This window comes from Spongiactinospora rosea (assembly GCF_003315795.1).
Taxonomy (GTDB): domain Bacteria; phylum Actinomycetota; class Actinomycetes; order Streptosporangiales; family Streptosporangiaceae; genus Spongiactinospora; species Spongiactinospora rosea.
This window is the reverse complement of record NZ_QMEY01000039.1, coordinates 1-15021: the sequence shown is the minus strand read 5'-3', so window position 1 is coordinate 15021 and position 15021 is coordinate 1. Positions and strand designations below refer to the sequence as shown.

16 protein-coding genes are annotated in these 15021 nt (G+C 71.0%); 8 read left to right on the top strand and 8 right to left on the bottom strand.

Annotated features, from left to right (window positions below; genetic code table 11):
- Positions 1 to 11: 11 nt before the first annotated feature.
- From DP939_RS42515 to DP939_RS42505, 3 genes are all read right to left on the bottom strand, one after another.
- The gene (locus DP939_RS42515) at positions 12 to 1196 is read right to left on the bottom strand and encodes a cytochrome P450 (RefSeq protein WP_113986530.1); all 1185 of its coding nucleotides are present in this window, start codon (positions 1194 to 1196) and stop codon (positions 12 to 14) included.
- Between the two features lie 8 nt (positions 1197 to 1204).
- Positions 1205 to 1864: a TetR/AcrR family transcriptional regulator gene (locus DP939_RS42510; RefSeq protein ID WP_113986529.1), complete on the bottom strand. Its 660-nt coding sequence runs from the start codon at positions 1862 to 1864 to the stop codon at positions 1205 to 1207.
- 426 nt (positions 1865 to 2290) lie between these two features.
- Positions 2291 to 2647 carry a hypothetical protein gene (locus DP939_RS42505; protein WP_147268361.1) on the bottom strand — a complete coding sequence of 119 codons (357 nt, stop codon included), beginning with the start codon at positions 2645 to 2647 and terminating at the stop codon, positions 2291 to 2293.
- 181 nt (positions 2648 to 2828) lie between these two features.
- Between DP939_RS42505 and DP939_RS42500 the strand changes: the two genes are divergently transcribed.
- Positions 2829 to 4229: a DHA2 family efflux MFS transporter permease subunit gene (locus DP939_RS42500; RefSeq protein ID WP_199565781.1), complete on the top strand. Its 1401-nt coding sequence runs from the start codon at positions 2829 to 2831 to the stop codon at positions 4227 to 4229.
- Here DP939_RS42500 and DP939_RS42495 read toward each other — a convergent pair.
- Positions 4195 to 4725, bottom strand: coding sequence for a hypothetical protein (locus tag DP939_RS42495; protein WP_147268360.1), 531 nt, complete (start codon positions 4723 to 4725; stop codon positions 4195 to 4197). The two genes, DP939_RS42500 and DP939_RS42495, sit on opposite strands and share 35 nt — an antisense overlap.
- Before the next feature lie 469 nt (positions 4726 to 5194).
- Positions 5195 to 5587, bottom strand: coding sequence for a MerR family transcriptional regulator (locus DP939_RS42485; protein ID WP_113986525.1), 393 nt, complete (start codon positions 5585 to 5587; stop codon positions 5195 to 5197).
- A gap of 47 nt (positions 5588 to 5634) precedes the next feature.
- On the opposite strand from DP939_RS42485, the gene DP939_RS42480 reads away from it, so the two are divergent.
- Positions 5635 to 6486, top strand: a complete 852-nt coding sequence (locus DP939_RS42480; RefSeq protein WP_113986524.1) for a DUF72 domain-containing protein — start codon at positions 5635 to 5637, stop codon at positions 6484 to 6486.
- Positions 6487 to 6559: 73 nt separating this feature from the next.
- On the opposite strand, the gene DP939_RS42475 is transcribed toward DP939_RS42480, so the two are convergent.
- A complete protein-coding gene (locus tag DP939_RS42475) occupies positions 6560 to 6856 on the bottom strand; it encodes a hypothetical protein (RefSeq protein ID WP_113986523.1) in 297 nt (98 codons plus the stop codon).
- 271 nt (positions 6857 to 7127) lie between these two features.
- Between DP939_RS42475 and DP939_RS42470 the strand changes: the two genes are divergently transcribed.
- Both DP939_RS42470 and DP939_RS42465 read left to right on the top strand, forming a co-directional pair.
- Complete coding sequence (locus DP939_RS42470; protein ID WP_113986522.1) at positions 7128 to 8516, top strand: hypothetical protein; 1389 nt, start codon at positions 7128 to 7130, stop codon at positions 8514 to 8516.
- Entirely contained in the window at positions 8513 to 9637 is a 1125-nt protein-coding gene (locus DP939_RS42465; RefSeq protein ID WP_113986521.1) for an ARPP-2 domain-containing protein, read from the top strand. The genes DP939_RS42470 and DP939_RS42465 overlap by 4 nt, the downstream gene beginning before the upstream one ends.
- Here DP939_RS42465 and DP939_RS42460 read toward each other — a convergent pair.
- Positions 9590 to 9817, bottom strand: a complete 228-nt coding sequence (locus DP939_RS42460) for a hypothetical protein (protein ID WP_113986520.1) — start codon at positions 9815 to 9817, stop codon at positions 9590 to 9592. The genes DP939_RS42465 and DP939_RS42460 overlap by 48 nt on opposite strands.
- A gap of 266 nt (positions 9818 to 10083) precedes the next feature.
- Between DP939_RS42460 and DP939_RS42455 the strand changes: the two genes are divergently transcribed.
- Complete coding sequence (locus DP939_RS42455) at positions 10084 to 10968, top strand: NAD(P)-dependent oxidoreductase (protein WP_113986519.1); 885 nt, start codon at positions 10084 to 10086, stop codon at positions 10966 to 10968.
- Here DP939_RS42455 and DP939_RS42450 read toward each other — a convergent pair.
- Positions 10928 to 12196, bottom strand: coding sequence for an MFS transporter (locus DP939_RS42450; RefSeq protein WP_113986518.1), 1269 nt, complete (start codon positions 12194 to 12196; stop codon positions 10928 to 10930). The two genes, DP939_RS42455 and DP939_RS42450, sit on opposite strands and share 41 nt — an antisense overlap.
- 395 nt (positions 12197 to 12591) lie before the next feature.
- On the opposite strand from DP939_RS42450, the gene DP939_RS42445 reads away from it, so the two are divergent.
- Genes DP939_RS42445 through DP939_RS48965 form a run of 3 tightly spaced genes read left to right on the top strand, consistent with a single transcriptional unit; the run spans position 12592 to position 14470 of the window.
- Positions 12592 to 13122, top strand: a complete 531-nt coding sequence (locus DP939_RS42445; RefSeq protein ID WP_113986517.1) for a SigE family RNA polymerase sigma factor — start codon at positions 12592 to 12594, stop codon at positions 13120 to 13122.
- A complete protein-coding gene (locus DP939_RS42440) occupies positions 13119 to 14330 on the top strand; it encodes a hypothetical protein (RefSeq protein WP_113986516.1) in 1212 nt (403 codons plus the stop codon). The genes DP939_RS42445 and DP939_RS42440 overlap by 4 nt, the downstream gene beginning before the upstream one ends.
- A 17-nt stretch (positions 14331 to 14347) precedes the next feature.
- Positions 14348 to 14470: a hypothetical protein gene (locus DP939_RS48965; protein ID WP_263972385.1), complete on the top strand. Its 123-nt coding sequence runs from the start codon at positions 14348 to 14350 to the stop codon at positions 14468 to 14470.
- Positions 14471 to 15021: the final 551 nt, after the last annotated feature.

Genomic DNA, 15021 nt, shown 5'->3' with positions numbered 1-15021 from the left:
CTCGGCTCGCGTCAGGCCATGGGGAGCTTGCGCACGCCGGTCATGGTCGGCGCGATCAGGAACTCCGGGACGTCCGTCGGATCGACGCGCAGCTCCGGGAAGCGGTCGAGCAGCAGGTTGAGCGCCACGCGTCCCTCCAGCCGGGCCAGCGGCGCGCCCATGCAGAAGTGGATGCCGCGGCCGAAGGCGACGTGCGGGTTGGGGTCGCGGAAGGGGTCGAAGACGTCCGGGTCGGGGAACTGCCGGGGGTCGCGGTTCGCCGGACCCGGCCAGATCATCATGAACTGGTCGGCCGGAATGGTGACGCCGCCCAGCTTCGCCTCCGTGTTGGTGATCCGGGTGAGCCCGGCGAACGGCGTGAGGTACCGCAGCGACTCCTCGATCACCGCGGGGACCAGCGAACGGTCCTCGCGTACCCGGGCCAGCAGCTCCGGGTGGGCGTCCAGCAGCAGCACCGTGTTGCCGAGCAGCATGGTGGTGGTGATGTGCCCGGCGAGCAGCAGTACCATCGCGAAGTTGACGACCTGCTGGTCGGGCAGGCGCTCACCGTCCACCTCGGCCTCGACCAGCTTGGTGAGCAGGTCGGCGCGCGGGTTGCGCCTGCGGTCGGCGGTGTGCCCGGCCAGGTACGCGGTCAGCTCGTGCCACGCCTGGAGCGACGCCCCGCCGTCGTTCGGCCGCAGGTCCTCCTCGGCCAGCGAGATCTTCTGGTCGGTCTCGAACATCGCGTCCGCCCACTTCTTGAACAGCGGGCGGTCGCCTGCGGGTACCCCCAGCAGGTCGGCGATGACGATGACGGGGAGGGGGTAGGCGAGCTCGGAGACCAGCTCCCAGCGGGACCGGCCCGCCACGGCGTCGAGCAGTTCGCCGGTGAGGGTGGTGATCGCCGGTTCGAGCCCGGCGATCACCCTCGGGGTGAAGGCGTGGCTGGCCAGCTTGCGGAGCTTGCCGTGCTCCGGGGGGTCCATCTGGGTGAGGAAGCCCTCCAGCGAGATGGTGTCGCCGGTCTCGGGCATGATGCGCGTGATGTCGGAGGAGTACGTCGCCGGGTCGGCGAACACCTCCTGCATCTCGGGATATCCGTAGACGTGGCACACCCCGGTGTCGGCCTCCAGCACCACCGGCGCCTCCGGCCTGCGGCCGTGCAGCCACCACTTGTCCTGCGGGAACGCGTACCGCTCGCTGATGTGGGCCATCGGTCTCCTCAGTCGTAGATCCACTTGCGGTAGGGCGGGATCAGCTCTTCGAAAATGGCGATGTACTCGGCCGCCGCGGCGGCCAGCGCCTCGGGGGCGGGCTCGCCCGCGGGTTCGAAGGCGTTGCGCATGGTGAACGCCAGGGCGTCGGCCTTGGCCTCGGCGCTGAGCGCCGAGGTGTCCGGGTTGATGGCCTCCAGCAGGTAGAAGGACGCCGACACGGCACTGACCGTGTGCTCCCGGTGCGGGATGTCCGTGCGGGTCAGCCCGAACCGGTCCACGACCGCGAAGAACCGGTCGGAGGCCAGCAGGTCGTGACTGCGCAGCGGGTGGCGGGTGAGCTTGCCCAGGTACTCCACGTTGCCGCTGAACAGCGCGAACAACAGGGGCCTGCGCACGGTGGCCAGGTACGACTCCCGGGCGAACGTGCTCGGACGGACGGTGGCAGGATCGCGGCGCAGCATCGCGATCAGGTCTTCGATCAGCCAGATGGACTCGCGGAGCAGCAGCGCCTCGTACAGCTCGTGCTTGGTGCGCCAGTGCAGATAGACCGTGCCCTTGCCGACGTCGGCCGCGGCGGCGATGTCCTCCACCGTGACCTTGCGGTAACCCAGGCGCAGGATCAGTCCGCGTGCCGCGTCGAGAATCCGGTCCGCTCGCTCATCCATCCCGTACCGTCCTTTGACCAATTAAGAAATCCAGTCATTGGTCACACTAGCTCGCCGGGGGACGCCCGGACAAGGCCGGCAGGATGTGGGCGTGGCCGAGTTCGGCGGCTGGACCGGTCCGGAACGGACACCGGCGAGGGGCTCATGGCCTGGCCGGTCCGGTACGGGCTGGACCTCACCGGGGTGCTCGGCCTGCCGGCGGCCTTCCTGATGCCGGCCATGACCGGGCCGTGGAGCCAGGTCTGGCCGCGGTGGACCCTCGTCCTGGCCGGTCGCCGTCGGCTTGCTCGCCTTCGGCGTCTCGGGGCTGGGGGGGCGTCGCCGCCGCGCTGTCCTACCAGCGCAGAACCCGTCCGATGTGCGCGGTACGGCTGGGCGCGGCGGCTACATCAGAGGCACACGGCCAGTGATGCCGTCACCCGACACTCAGCTCCAGAGGCCGAACTTCTTCACCGCCCCCACCTCGGTACTGATGTAATGCCAGGCCCGAGCGCGCCAGATGTCCTTCGACGGGCTGAGGCTCTGCGCGGTGCCATTCGAGGTGTAGAGGGAATCGGTGGCGCCGTCGTAGTACTGCCACTCGATCCCGCCGCCGAGCGGCGCGTTGGTCCAGACCCAGACCCACGACTCGGCCCCGTTTCCCGGGTTGTTGTCGAACTGGCCCTGGGTGTGTTGCGTGGTGACGGTGGTGGCGGCCGACGCGGGCGGCGCCGTGACAGCGGTGCCGCCGACGGCCAGTGCCAATGCGACAGCCACCGTCAAAACCGAACGTTTCACGCTCATCCTCCTCCTGTCCGAGGCTGGACGATGAAAATCGTCCCTTGAGGCAAGCCTGGCCGCCATCGCGGGGCCGACGCGTACGTCAAATGACTGCAAGGGGCTCCGCTTCGCGTCGGTCACAAGGGCTTGTGCTCAACCCGGGTTGAGTTGCGAAGGTTTCCGTCTGAGGCGTTCGGGGGGAAACGTGAGCGAGGCCGGAGTGCGGCGGCGGGAGCGGCTGGTGATGGCGCTGGCCTGTGCCGGGTCGTTCGTCGTCATCCTGGACGCCACGATCGTGTCCGTGGCGCTGCCCGGCATCCGCGCCTCGCTCGGGTTCTCCACCGCCACGCTGCCCTGGGTGGTCAACGCCTACACGCTGACCTTCGCCGGGTTCCTGCTGCTCGGCGGCCGGTGCGCGGACGTGTTCGGACGGCGGGCGGTCTGGCTGACCGGGATGACGATCTTCACCGTCGCCCGGGTCGCGGGCGGGCTGGCCACCGGCCCGGAGGCGCTGCTGGCCGCGCGGGCGGCGCAGGGGCTCGGCGCGGCGCTGCTGGGGCCGGTGACGTTGTCCCTGCTGACCGCGACCTTCACGGAACCGGCACGGCGGGCCCGGGTGCTGGGCGCGTGGAGCGCGGTGGGGGCGGTCGGCGCGGCGGCCGGGCCGGTGATCGGCGGAGTGCTGACCCAGTGGGCGGGCTGGCGGTGGGTGTTCTTCGTGACGGTACCGATCGGGGTGTTCGGCCTGGTGGGCGCGGCGCGCGGACTCCCCGGGCAGGACGCGCCCGGCCGTCGTCCCCGGCTGGACCTCGTGGGCGCGGTACTGGCCACCGCCGGGCTGACCGGTGTGTCATACGGTGTCCAGCAGGCCGGCGGCCGGGCCGTTCTGGGCGGCGGGCTCGCGCTGCTGGCGATCTTCGTGGTCCACCAGGCGCGGTGGGCCCGCGAGCCGCTGCTGTCCGTGGACGTCTTCCGGCTGCGCGCGGTGAGCAGCGGCAACGTGGTGATGTTCCTGCTCGGGCTGGGGTTCTTCGCCAGCCCGATCCTGCTGTCGCTGTACCTCCAGGACGTCCACGGCTGGTCGCCGCTCCAGGCGGGCCTGGGGTACCTGCCGGTCGGCGTCGCGATGTTCGCCGGGGCCCAAACCGCCGGACGGCTCACCCTGCGCTTCGGCCCGCGCCGCACGACCGCCGCGTGCTGCCTGATCGGCGCGGCGGGCGCACTGGGCGTGGCGGCCTTCCTCGGCGTTGACGGGTCCTACACGCTGACGGTCGTGGTCTCGGGCGGGATCTTCGGCTTCGGTACGGCGGCGGCCTTCACCCCGATCACCATAGCCGCCACCAGCGGCGTCCCCGCCACCCAGAACGGCCTGGCCGCGGGCCTCCTGAACACCGTGCGCCAGACCAGCGGCGCCATCGGCCTCGCCGCCCTCGGCATGATCTCCACCGCCACCGCCTCCACCTGGGCCACCACCCACCCCCACCCCCTCGGCCCGGCCGCCCCCGCCGCCCTGGCCCGCGGCCACACCATCGCCTTCCTCATCTCCGCCGCCTTCCTCACCCTGGCCGCCCTCACCGCGACCCTGACCATGCCCCGCTCTCGGTGACGGGGCGGCACTGATGGTGGAAGCCGCGATTCAACGCGGAGTCGATATCGGCGATCTCATTCCGGGAGGGCCGATTCACACCATCGTCCATCCCTTGGTGTTCGAGCCATGAATTGACCTCTACCCACAACCAGACCTGAGCGCGACCGGCGGTTCCTTCGGGCTTGGGAAAAGGGAATGCGGCGCTGTGCCGCCGTTGGCCGGTCATCCACAGATGCACGTTCTGGCGAGTCGTCCCGGCGCGTTCGGCGATCTCCGGTATCCCTACCAGATCCCGGTGCAGCCGCATCGGCCGAAGGCCGGGCACCTGCTCGGCGATCCGCCCGGCGGCACGCATCGCCGCGTCGAACGCATCGGCCCCCTCGGCGGCGATCTCCACAAGGTCCAGCCCGCCGCCCCGGAACAGCATGGCGTCAAGCCCACGCTCCAGGGCCTCAACGGCCGCCACATCATCGACGGAAGCACCCTCTACCACGAAGCGGAACTCATACTCCATCACGCCTCCCTGCACATAGGGTCGCAGTGTTGTTGACGTTCGTCAACAGCTCCCTGCATCATTAGTGATCCATCCCGGTAAGTGCCCTTCGGGGGTCATCCGCATCTTTTGGACACTGTTGAGCGGCATTGTTGATCCACCGGATGGTGCGTCCAGGGTTGGCAGGAGTGCTCCCCACTGGGATGGTCGTACACATGTTCTGGCAAGGGCAGTACAGCCGAAAGCCATGACCTTCGCGACGAAGGCTCCACCCCAGGCTCACCCAGTGCCGCAGGGTCTTCCGGATGTCTTTGTCGGTATGCTCCGACGGGTCTGCGGTCTTTCCCGCCATTGCGTGGCCCCTCCCCTATTCGGTGAGGGCCTAGTTTGCCAGCTCATTGCATTCGGGCCGGTGTGTAGGGCGAAATTCCGGCGCTAATCCCAATTGACGGTATAGGTGTTTTTGCCGTACTTAATGCCCGCTGGCGGGTCAGAGGGGGAGGGGGACGGTGGCGCGGAAGGTGGGGCATTTTTCCAGAGCGTCGCCGTGGGAGCAGGTGAGGAGGTGGGTGAGGTAGTCGCGGGCGGTCTGGAGGCGGGTCAGGTGGGCGTCCAGGGTGGCGATGCGGCCGTGGACGGTGTCCTGCCAGGGAGCGGTGCCGCCGCTGCGGTGCAGCAGGGCGTCGATCTCCTCGATGGACATCAGGCCGGTCTCCCGGAGCAGCTTGATCAGTGCGACCCGGTAGAGCTGTTCGGTGTCGAAGTGCCGTCGCCCGGACCGCCGGTGCGGCGTCAGCAGGCCGCGCCGCTCCCAGTAGTGCAGCGTCGAGATCGGCACCCCGAAACGCTCGGCCACCTCCCGCACCGGCGTGAGATCGTCCATCTCCGCATTCTCCCGCATAGCGGGTGAACAGCGGATAGCGTCGGAGTATGCGTCTTCATGTGGGCTGCGCGATGTGGAGTCATGCGCCCTGGCGGGGGCGGTACCTTCCGCATCCGCTGCCGCAGGGGGAGCGGCTGCGGGCGTACGCGACCTGGTGCAACGCGGTGGAGGGGAACACCACGTTCTACGCCACCCCGGCGAAGGACACCGTGCGGTCGTGGGCGGGGCAGACCGGCGAGGACTTCCGGTTCATCGTCAAGCTGCCCAAGACGATCACGCATGTGCGCTGCCTGACCGGCGTGGACGAGGAGTTGCGCGGGTTTCTGGACACCATGGAGCCGCTGGGTCCGCGGGCGCACGCGTACTGGGTGCAACTGCCGCCCTCCTTCGGCCCGTCCGACCTCGGCGTGCTGGCCGCCTTCCTGCGCGGGGCGCCCCGCGACCTCCACTATGCCGTCGAGGTGCGCCACCGGGTCTTCTTTGAGGACGAGCGCGCCGCGCGGGCGCTGGAGAGCGTGCTGGCCGGGGTGGGGGCCGAGTGGGTGCCGTTCGACACCGTCGCCCTGTTCAGCGGCCGGCCGACCAGCGACGCCGAGCGGGACGCCTGGTCGAAGAAGCCGCGTGTGCCGCGCCGGTCGCGGGCGCTGACCGACCGGCCGATCATCCGCTACCTCGGCAGAGACGACAGCGAGCTGACGGTGGAGGGCTGGAAGTACTGGGTGGAGACGGTGACCGGATGGCTGCGGGAGGGCCGCAGCCCGACCGTGTTCATCCACACCCCCGACAACACCGAGTCGCTGCCACTCGCCCGCCGTTTCCACGACGAGGTGCGGGCGCGGGTGCCCGAACTGGAACCGCTGCCGGACACCGAGCCCATCGAGCCGCTGACCCTCTTCTGACCTGCTGATCTCTGAGCTGGGAGGGCGTGGCTGGTGCCTGGCGCGGTCCACGCCCTCCGCCGCTCAGCCGGGCTCAGCAGGCGTGGAAGCCGCGCTCGTAGCCCAGTTCGTAGCCGCGCACCCAGTCGCCGAAGCCGCGACGGCTGCGCGGGTTGCGGTCGGTGTTGGCCAGGCAGTCGGCGTAGCCGTCGCGGTAGCCGACCCGGAAGCCCTCCTTGCACTCCTTCTTGCATGCCTTGGCGGCGGCGACCGCGGCCACCGGCTGGGCCGCGGTGATCTCCGCCGCCTGCGCCGCCCCCGCCGCGCTGACGGGCGCGAGCAGAGCCGCGCCGAGGATGACCGAACCGAGGAGCGTTCTGCGGACGTTCATGATGCCCCCATACTGTGGACGCTGAGTTGTCGAGCGACTTCACTGTGTCACTTAACGCAGGTCGCGGGTATCAGGGAATCCACGTACATGGACCCTGACCCGACCCCTACGGCCCCCCGAAAATCGGTGCGTAATGCCGGAATGGCCCTGCTATGGTCGCAATTCAGATCGGCCGCGGGACTCCGGTGCGACTTCCGGAACCCGTCTGTACAACGATGTTTTCGCTGTTCGCTCCCTCATTCCCCGGCCGATCGCCACCCTTGGGGAGCCGATGGACGAGACCTTCGCGGACCTGATCGAGTCCGAGGACGTACTGCTGTTCGCCAACGCGGCGATCAGCGCGACCGGCCAGCGGGAGTTTCGCGACGGACGGCACGCCCAGCGGCTGTCCCTGGACTTCCTGCACCGCTACATCCACGGCAACTATCCCGACCTCTACGCGGCCACCCTCGCGCTGGACATCAACGACCACAACGCCGCGCTGATCATCCGTACCGTGCTGCGCGAGCAGGGCGGCGACGGCGAGCTGATCGCCTGGCGGCTCGCCCGGATGAGCCCGCCGCGGGCGTACCGGCTGTTCCGCGACCTCCGCGGGGACGGCACCAACAACCGCCGCACCCGCGCGATCATCCGCGACTGGCTGGCCGCGCGGCCCGACCTCGCGTTCGACGCCGTCAAGTACCGCACCGCGCTCAAGGCCGCGATGCGGCACGCGCACTTCCGGCCGCCGGGCGAGCTGGGCGACTTCCTGTTCGCGCCCGCCCGTCGTACCCGGTTCGAGACGCCGATCCTGGAGAAGTGGCGGCGCGCGCACTATGAGACGCAGGCGCTCTATGACCTGCCGTACACCGTCGCGGAGGGGTTCGCGGCGCGGCGCGGGATCGCGCGGGAGGTCTTTCTCGACCGGATCGCGCACCGGATGACCAGGCTGGAACGGCTGCGGCTGGCCGGGCGAGCGGCGCGCGACGGTGTGGACACCGCGGCCGACCTGGCGGCCATGCCGCTGGTACGGCTGGCCTCCTACGTGCTCGCGCTGCCCGTTTCGACCAGGATCGAGCGGCGCGCGGAGCTGACGGGCGCGCTGCGCGCCTCGGCGGCGCGTACGGCGGGCCCCCGGCGCGGTACGTGGGGGCGGCTGACGGCCGTGCTGGACGACAGCTTCTCGTCGTACGGCTCGCCGGTGAAGCGCCGCCGCCCGCTCGCGGTCGCGCTCGCCTGCCACTACCTGCTGGAGGCGCTGGCGGGGGAGTACCGGGCGCGGTGGCTCAGCGGGCGCGCCGACCCGATCCTGGCGCGCCCGGCCGGGCCGACGCCGCTCGGCCTGCGGATCATCGACGCCCTCGACGACCACCCGGACCGGCTGGTCATCGTGTCGGACGGCTGGGACAACGCGCCGCCCGGTCTGGCCGCCGAGGTGCTGCGGGTGTGGCGGCGCAGGCTGGACCCGGCGGGGGAGGTCGCCATCACCCACCTGAATCCGGTTTACGACGCCGAGCGCTTCGAGGTCCGCCGCCTGTCGCCGGCCGTGCCGACGGTGGGCATCCGCGACGCGGAGGACCTTCCGGCGCTGGTGGAGCTGGCGGCGTTCGCGCTGGGCCGTACGGGGTCCGCGGAACTGCGGGCGTACCTGGCCGACCGGGCGGCGGCGGTGCGGCGATGACCGGGATCGACCTGGCCGGGCTGGTCACGCGGCCCGCGCAGACGTGGGGCGCGGTACGGCTGGTGCCGCTGGTACGTGAGCGCCCGATCGAGGACCTGCGGCTGGACGCCACGGTGCTCGGTGACGAGGTGTCCATCGTCGACCTGCCCGACAAGTCCAGCTATATCGCGTACGTCCCGCACGCCTTCGTGGCGTCGTGGACCCGCGACGGCTCACCCGCCGCCTCCTACGGCACCTCGCTCGGCCCCGCCGAGGAGCACCTGGCGATCAGGACCTGGCGGCGGATGGTCCGCAGGGAGGACAAGGGCCGGTTGCGCTTCCTGCCGCTGCACCTGGCCCTGGAGGGCTACCTGGCGCTGCACTTCGGCGGGCCGGTGATCGCCTGGGAGGAGTACTCGCGGCACGCGGTGACCCGCGGTCTGTCGCCGCGCGCGGAGGAGGCGTACACGGGCGCGCAGATCCGCGGGCTGGACGACGCGCTGCGGGTCTTCGAGTTCCATCCCGGGCAGTGCGGGCTGCTGCTGTACGTCGCGGACGCGCTGGCCGCCGCCTTCGTCGTACCGCACCCCGAGGACTACCGGGCGCTGCACCCCACGCTGATCCGCGACCTGTACGGCGAGCTGATCTACGAGTACGCGCTCTTCCACTCCGCGCCCTCCTTCGACGCGGCGATCGACGAGCGCGCGGTGTCGTCGGTGGCGGATCTGCGCGCGCAGGCCGTACGGCTGGAGCGGGAGTGGGCCGGGTTCCACGACACGGTGATGGCCGCCGGGCTGACGTCCGGACCCGTGACGGCCACGCGCGTGTACCGGCTCGGTCCGTACACCCTGCGGCGGTTCCTGCCCACGTTCGAGCGGCGGCGGGAGAACCACATCGGCGAGACGATCACCGACGAGGCCGGGCGACTGGCCTACCTGAAGACGTTCCGGCTGTCGGAGGCGCAGGTCAGGCGCGGTCACCTGCTCACCAGGCTGGCCGCGCACGACTGGAACCTGCCGGACACCGCCGCGGCCTTCGGCACGGACGTGGCGGCGCTCGGCCTGCGCCTGGAACGCGCGGGCTTCGGCCACCTGCTACGGCAGGACGTACTGGACGCCTACCGCAAGTCCGTCCGCCGCTGAACGGGCCGTTTGCGGCGTGGTGAGCACGGGCTGCCGCGGCGGGGCCGAATCCGCGGGCTCCGACGCGGCGTGCCAGTACAGCACCGCCACGATGACGAAGCCCACGACACCGAGGACCAGGAACGCGATGAGCAGCCCGGTGGTGAGGCGCGGCGGGCGGGAGTGCTCGGATGGGTTCACCGAATGTCTCCAAGCGGTGGGATTCCGGCGGCCAGGTTCTTGCGGTTGCGGTTGCGGTGGTGGCTGAGGTGATCCGGGTGGTTACTCAGCCGACGACTGCTTGACGTTCTCGCTGCCCCCGGGGTTGGCGCGCTGTCCACATCCGGCCGTCGCGGGCACTTACCAAAAGGTGGGTATCTGACTTAATAGTGGGTACTTGCGGCTGAGGCACCGCGTCGGGAGTCTGGCAGGGACATCTTCATCCGTACCTATCAGGGGGACTCGACATGGCCACTGGTGACCGCGCGCCCGTCACGATCATCGGGCTGGGGCCGATGGGGCAGGCGCTGGCCGGGGCTTACGTCGCGGCGGGCCATCCGACGACGGTGTGGAACCGTACGCCGGGCAAGGCGGACGACCTCGTCGCGCGTGGCGCGGTACGCGCCGCGACGGCCGCCGAGGCGGTCGCGGCGAGCCCGCTCGTGATCGTCTGCCTGCTCGACTACGACGCCGCGCACGCCGTACTGGACCCGATCGCGGGCGCGCTGAAGGGCCGCACGCTGGTCCAGCTCACCGCCGACACGCCGGGGCGGGCCCGGCGGTCGGCGGAGTGGGCGGCGGCGCACGGCATCGACTACCTCGACGGCGCGATCATGACGCCGACGACGACCATCGGCGGGCCGTCCGCCGTCCTGCTCTACAGCGGGCCCGCGGACGTGTACCAGGCCCACAAGCCCGTCCTGGACGTCCTCGGCGGCACCGCGACCCACCTGGGGACCGACCCCGGGCGGGCCGCGGCCTACGACCTGGCGCTGCTCGACCTGTTCTGGACGAGCATGTCCGGCCTGATGCACGCCTTCGCGCTGGCCAGGGCGGAGGGCATCACGGCCAAGGACTTCGCGCCGTTCGCCGCGGGGATCGGCCACCTGATGCCGATCATGATCGACACCGCGGTCGAGCCGGTGGACTCCCGCCACCACCCGTCGGAAGGGTCCGCCATCACCTCCAACGCCGCCACGCTCGACCACATCATCCACGCGGGTGAGGAGCGCGGGATCGATGTGAGCGTCGTGCGCGCGATCAAGGCGAGCACGCAGCGGGCCATCGACGCGGGGCACGGCGGCGACGCGTTCAGCCGGCTGGTGGAGGTGTTCTCGGAGCAGGGCGCGTAACGGTCGTCGCCGCCCGGAACGGCCGCCAGGCGGCGACCGTGACGACCAGCATGCACGCCGACGCGATCCAGAAGGGCGCGGTCAGGCCGAGGGCCTGGGCGAACAGGCCGCCGAGCAGCGAACCCAGCGCGGCCCCGCCCAGGTCCATCAGCGAGTAGACGCTGACCACCCGGCCCTGGAGCCGGTCGGGGACGGCGCGCTGCCGTACGGTGTTCACCACCACGTTCCAGACCATGGTGTGGACGCCGAAGACGATCAGGATCGCGCCCGCCGTCCAGGGGCTCGTGGTCAGGGCGAGCGTCAGGTGCGTGACGCACTCCACGACGAGCCCGGCGCGGAGCAGGGCGGCGGCGCCGTACCTGGCCGCCAGGCGGCTCGCGACCGACGTACCGATCAGGCCGCCGACGGCGAACGTGGTCAGCAGCGTGCCGTACCCGAGTCCGGACAGGCCGAGGCGGTCCCGCGCGTACAGCACGAAGATCGAGAAGGCGGCGCAGAACACGATGTTCATCGCGCCCAAGCACAGCGCCAGGGCGCGCAGCAGGCCGTTGGCCCACAGCGCGCGCACGCCTTCGGCGATGTCGTGCCGTACGGCGGAGCGCTTCGGCTCCCGGTCTGCTGCCGGGCGTGGGATGGGCCGCATCGCGGCGACGATCAGCGCCGAGGCCACGAAGGTCAGGGCGTTGACGCCGAACGCGAGCGCGGTCCCGGCCACGAACAGCCACGCGCCGAGCGGCTTGGCCGCGAACTGGTCGACCACCGTGAACGTGGCCCCGAGGCGGGCGTTGGCCCCGGGCAGCAGCTCGTCAGGGACGACGGCGGGCAGCCGGGCCTGGGAGGCCGTGTCGGCCAGCGTCTCGCCGGTGCCGAGCAGGAAGAACGCCGCGTACACCAGCGGGATGGTCACGGCGTCGAAGGCGATGGACAGCGCCAGGGCGGACATGACGACCCCGCGCAGCAGGTTGACCACGACGATCAGCCGTTGCCGGTCGACGCGGTCCACGTAGACGCCGCTGAGCAGGGAGAACAGCAGCCAGGGGAGCTGCCCGGCGAATGCCGCCCCGGCCACCAGGGCGGGGTCGGCGGTCAGCGAGGCGACGAGCAGGGGGCCTGCCACCGAGCCGACGCCGTCGCCGAGGTTGGAGATCGCGGAAGCTGTCCACAGCTTGTGGAAATCGGCGCCCAGCTTGGCCGTACCGGCCTGGGGGGCGCGATCGCGCGCACGCAAAAGAGGACTCCTCGCAGAAGAAGAGAAGAAGAACGGTCCGGACGAACGAAAGACCGCTCCCCTCCCGGGAGCCGCGTGCTTGTCAGTGCCTGCTTGTCAGCCGGTGGGGCCGGGAAGCGGAGCGGTGCGTACGACCTTTCGGCTGTGCATGGGACCTCCTGGTCTCCGGGCCGCGTAACCTCGTCCGACAGACGGTATTCAGGGGTGCTTCACGGCGGCAACGCCTTTTCACCGGGGGCGGGGGCCGGTCGGGGCGGTCGGGGCCGGTCTCTGAGATTTCTTTGCAGTGGGCCGCATAGCGGCGGGCTCGCCATCGCGTCTATAGGGGCGTGGCGCTGAAGGCGTGGCGCTGAGGGGCGTGCCGCCGAGGGCGTACCGCACTGTGGAGGTTGACTGTGGACGACGACGCCGAGAGGGCGTTCCGCGAGTTCGTGACCGCGCGCTCGCCCGCTCTCATGCGCGTGGCCTATCTGCTCGCGGGCGGTGACCAGCACGCGGCGGAGGACCTGCTGCAGTCGGCGCTGGCCCGCACCTTCGCGAAGTGGCGGTCCATCGAGTCGCCCGAGGCATACGTCCGGCAGGCGATGTACCGCCAGCAGGTCTCCTGGTGGCGGCTGGCCTGGCGGCGCAACGAGATGGCCGTGGCCGAGCCGCCCGAGACGTCCGGGCCGGACGAGGCGCACAGCGCTGAGCTGAAGATCGTCGTCCGGCGGGCGCTGGCCCGGCTCACCCCCCGGCAGCGCGCCGTGCTGGTGCTCCGATACTTCGAAGACCTGCCGGAGTCCACGGTGGCGGCGCAGCTCGGCTGCACGGTCGGCACGGTCCGCAGCACCGCGCACCGCGCCCTGGCCCGGCTCCGTGAGCTGTCACCGGAGCTACGGGCTCTCGACGACCCCTACACGATCTTCGGGGAGGCGACCGCATGACCGTCGAAGACGTTCTGAAGGAGGTCCTGCGCGAGTGGTCGGAGGAGTCGAAGATTCCGCCGGACCTGGCGGGCCGGGCCATGCGGCGGCGTTCCCGGCGGCGCCGGGGCACGGTCATGGCGTTCGCGGGAGCGGTCGCGGCGGCCGTCGCGGCGGTGATCGTGGTGCCCGGCGCGCTCGCGGGCGGCGGCTCGCCGTCCGACCCGGTCACGGTGATCGCCGGACCGCCCTCGTCCTCCGCTTCGCCGGGCCAGGCCCGCGACCTCGCGGTGAGCGCCGACCCCGACGTCGAGCCCCCGGAGGGCCGCCTGATCGCGGCACAAAACGTGGCCGTCTTCGCCTACGACGTCACCACCACCCAGAAGATCGGCGGTGACCGCACCGAGGTCCGCTCGACGTGGTACCTCTACGACGACGCCGCGGGGCGCTACCGCAAGACCCCGTGGACCTACCTCGACGTCGCACCGGGCGGCGGCCAGGTCGCGGTGCTGGAGAAGTTCGGCGCGCGCCGGGTCGGCATCACCGGCCGCTCCGGCGGCAACGTGCGCTGGCTCGACCTGGACCAGCGGCCGAGTTCGGTCAAGTGGTCACCCGACGGCAAGCGCCTGCTGCTGACGGTCTACGATGCCGACCCCGACGCCGACGATTCAGGCAACGGATCCACGGCCCGCCGCACCGGCTTCCTGCTCCTCGATCCGGAGACGGACGAGTCCCGGTTCATCCAGGCGTCCGCCGACACCTCCGGCCACGGGCGGGGCGCCGACCTGCAGTGGACCGCCGACGGCGCCCTCCTCTGGGACACCACCGGCTTCGAGGGCGAACGCGCCTACCTTGACCTCCAGGGCCGCTCTGCGGCCAAGCCCGCGCACACCACCAACCAACCGGCCGGCCGCTCCCCGGACGGCCGCCGCCTGGCCGTCAACGCCTCCGAAGACCGCGCCTGGACCGGCGTCCAGGACATCACCACCGGCAAGCTCACCCCGATCCGCGCCACCAAGGACCACCTGGTCATCGAGCTCTCCGCCTGGGCCGACAACGACCACCTCGTGGCCTGGGCCTGCGAAATCGACGATCCCACCGGCTGCGAAGAGCCCACCCGCAGCCGCCTCGTCCTCCTCAGCACCGACGGCACCACCTTCCAACCCCTCACCGACTACCGCGAACCCGAACCCACCGAAACCTGGACCCCCCACTTCACCCCCCGCTAACCGACTCCACCTAGGCCATGATCCGGCCCAGCCGGGCGCGCAACCAGATCACGATGCCGGCGATCTGGTTGCGCAGCCTGTCCTATCGGCTGACCCCGGCACGGTACTGCTCGCGCCGGTTCATCAGGCGTTCGATCTAGCGACCCCGGTCGACGGCAGGTGCCCGGCCCCCCGTATCGGCCTTCGGCCGGCCGGCGGGGCGGCGATGCAGCACCCGGTTGGCGGCCGGACTGCAATCCTCGTCGTCGGCCGATGCCGCCAGGCCGGGGTATACGGATGCGGCCGAGCAGGACCAGAAGGTCCCGGATGTCAGCGCCCCGCCCCGGCTCACGACGGTGCCCAGCTTGCGGCCCGGCCCATCGGCAATGGAGTGAATCTTCGAGGTCAACCCGCCCCACGCCCGCCACCACTTCGCTGGGCACGGGTCTGGCCATACCAGTACCTCGGTCGCTTCCCCCGCCATGGGGCTTCGCCATGGGGCTTCGCCATGGGGCTTCGCCATGGGGCTTCGCCATGGGGCTTCGCCATGGGGCTTCGCCATGGGGCTTCGCCATGGGGCTTCGCCATGGGGCTTCGCCATGGGGCTTCGCCATGGGGCTTCGCCATGGGGCTTCGCCATGGGGCTTCGCCATGGGGCTTCGCCATGGGGCTTCGCCATGGGGCTTCGCCATGGGGCTTCGCCATGGGGCTT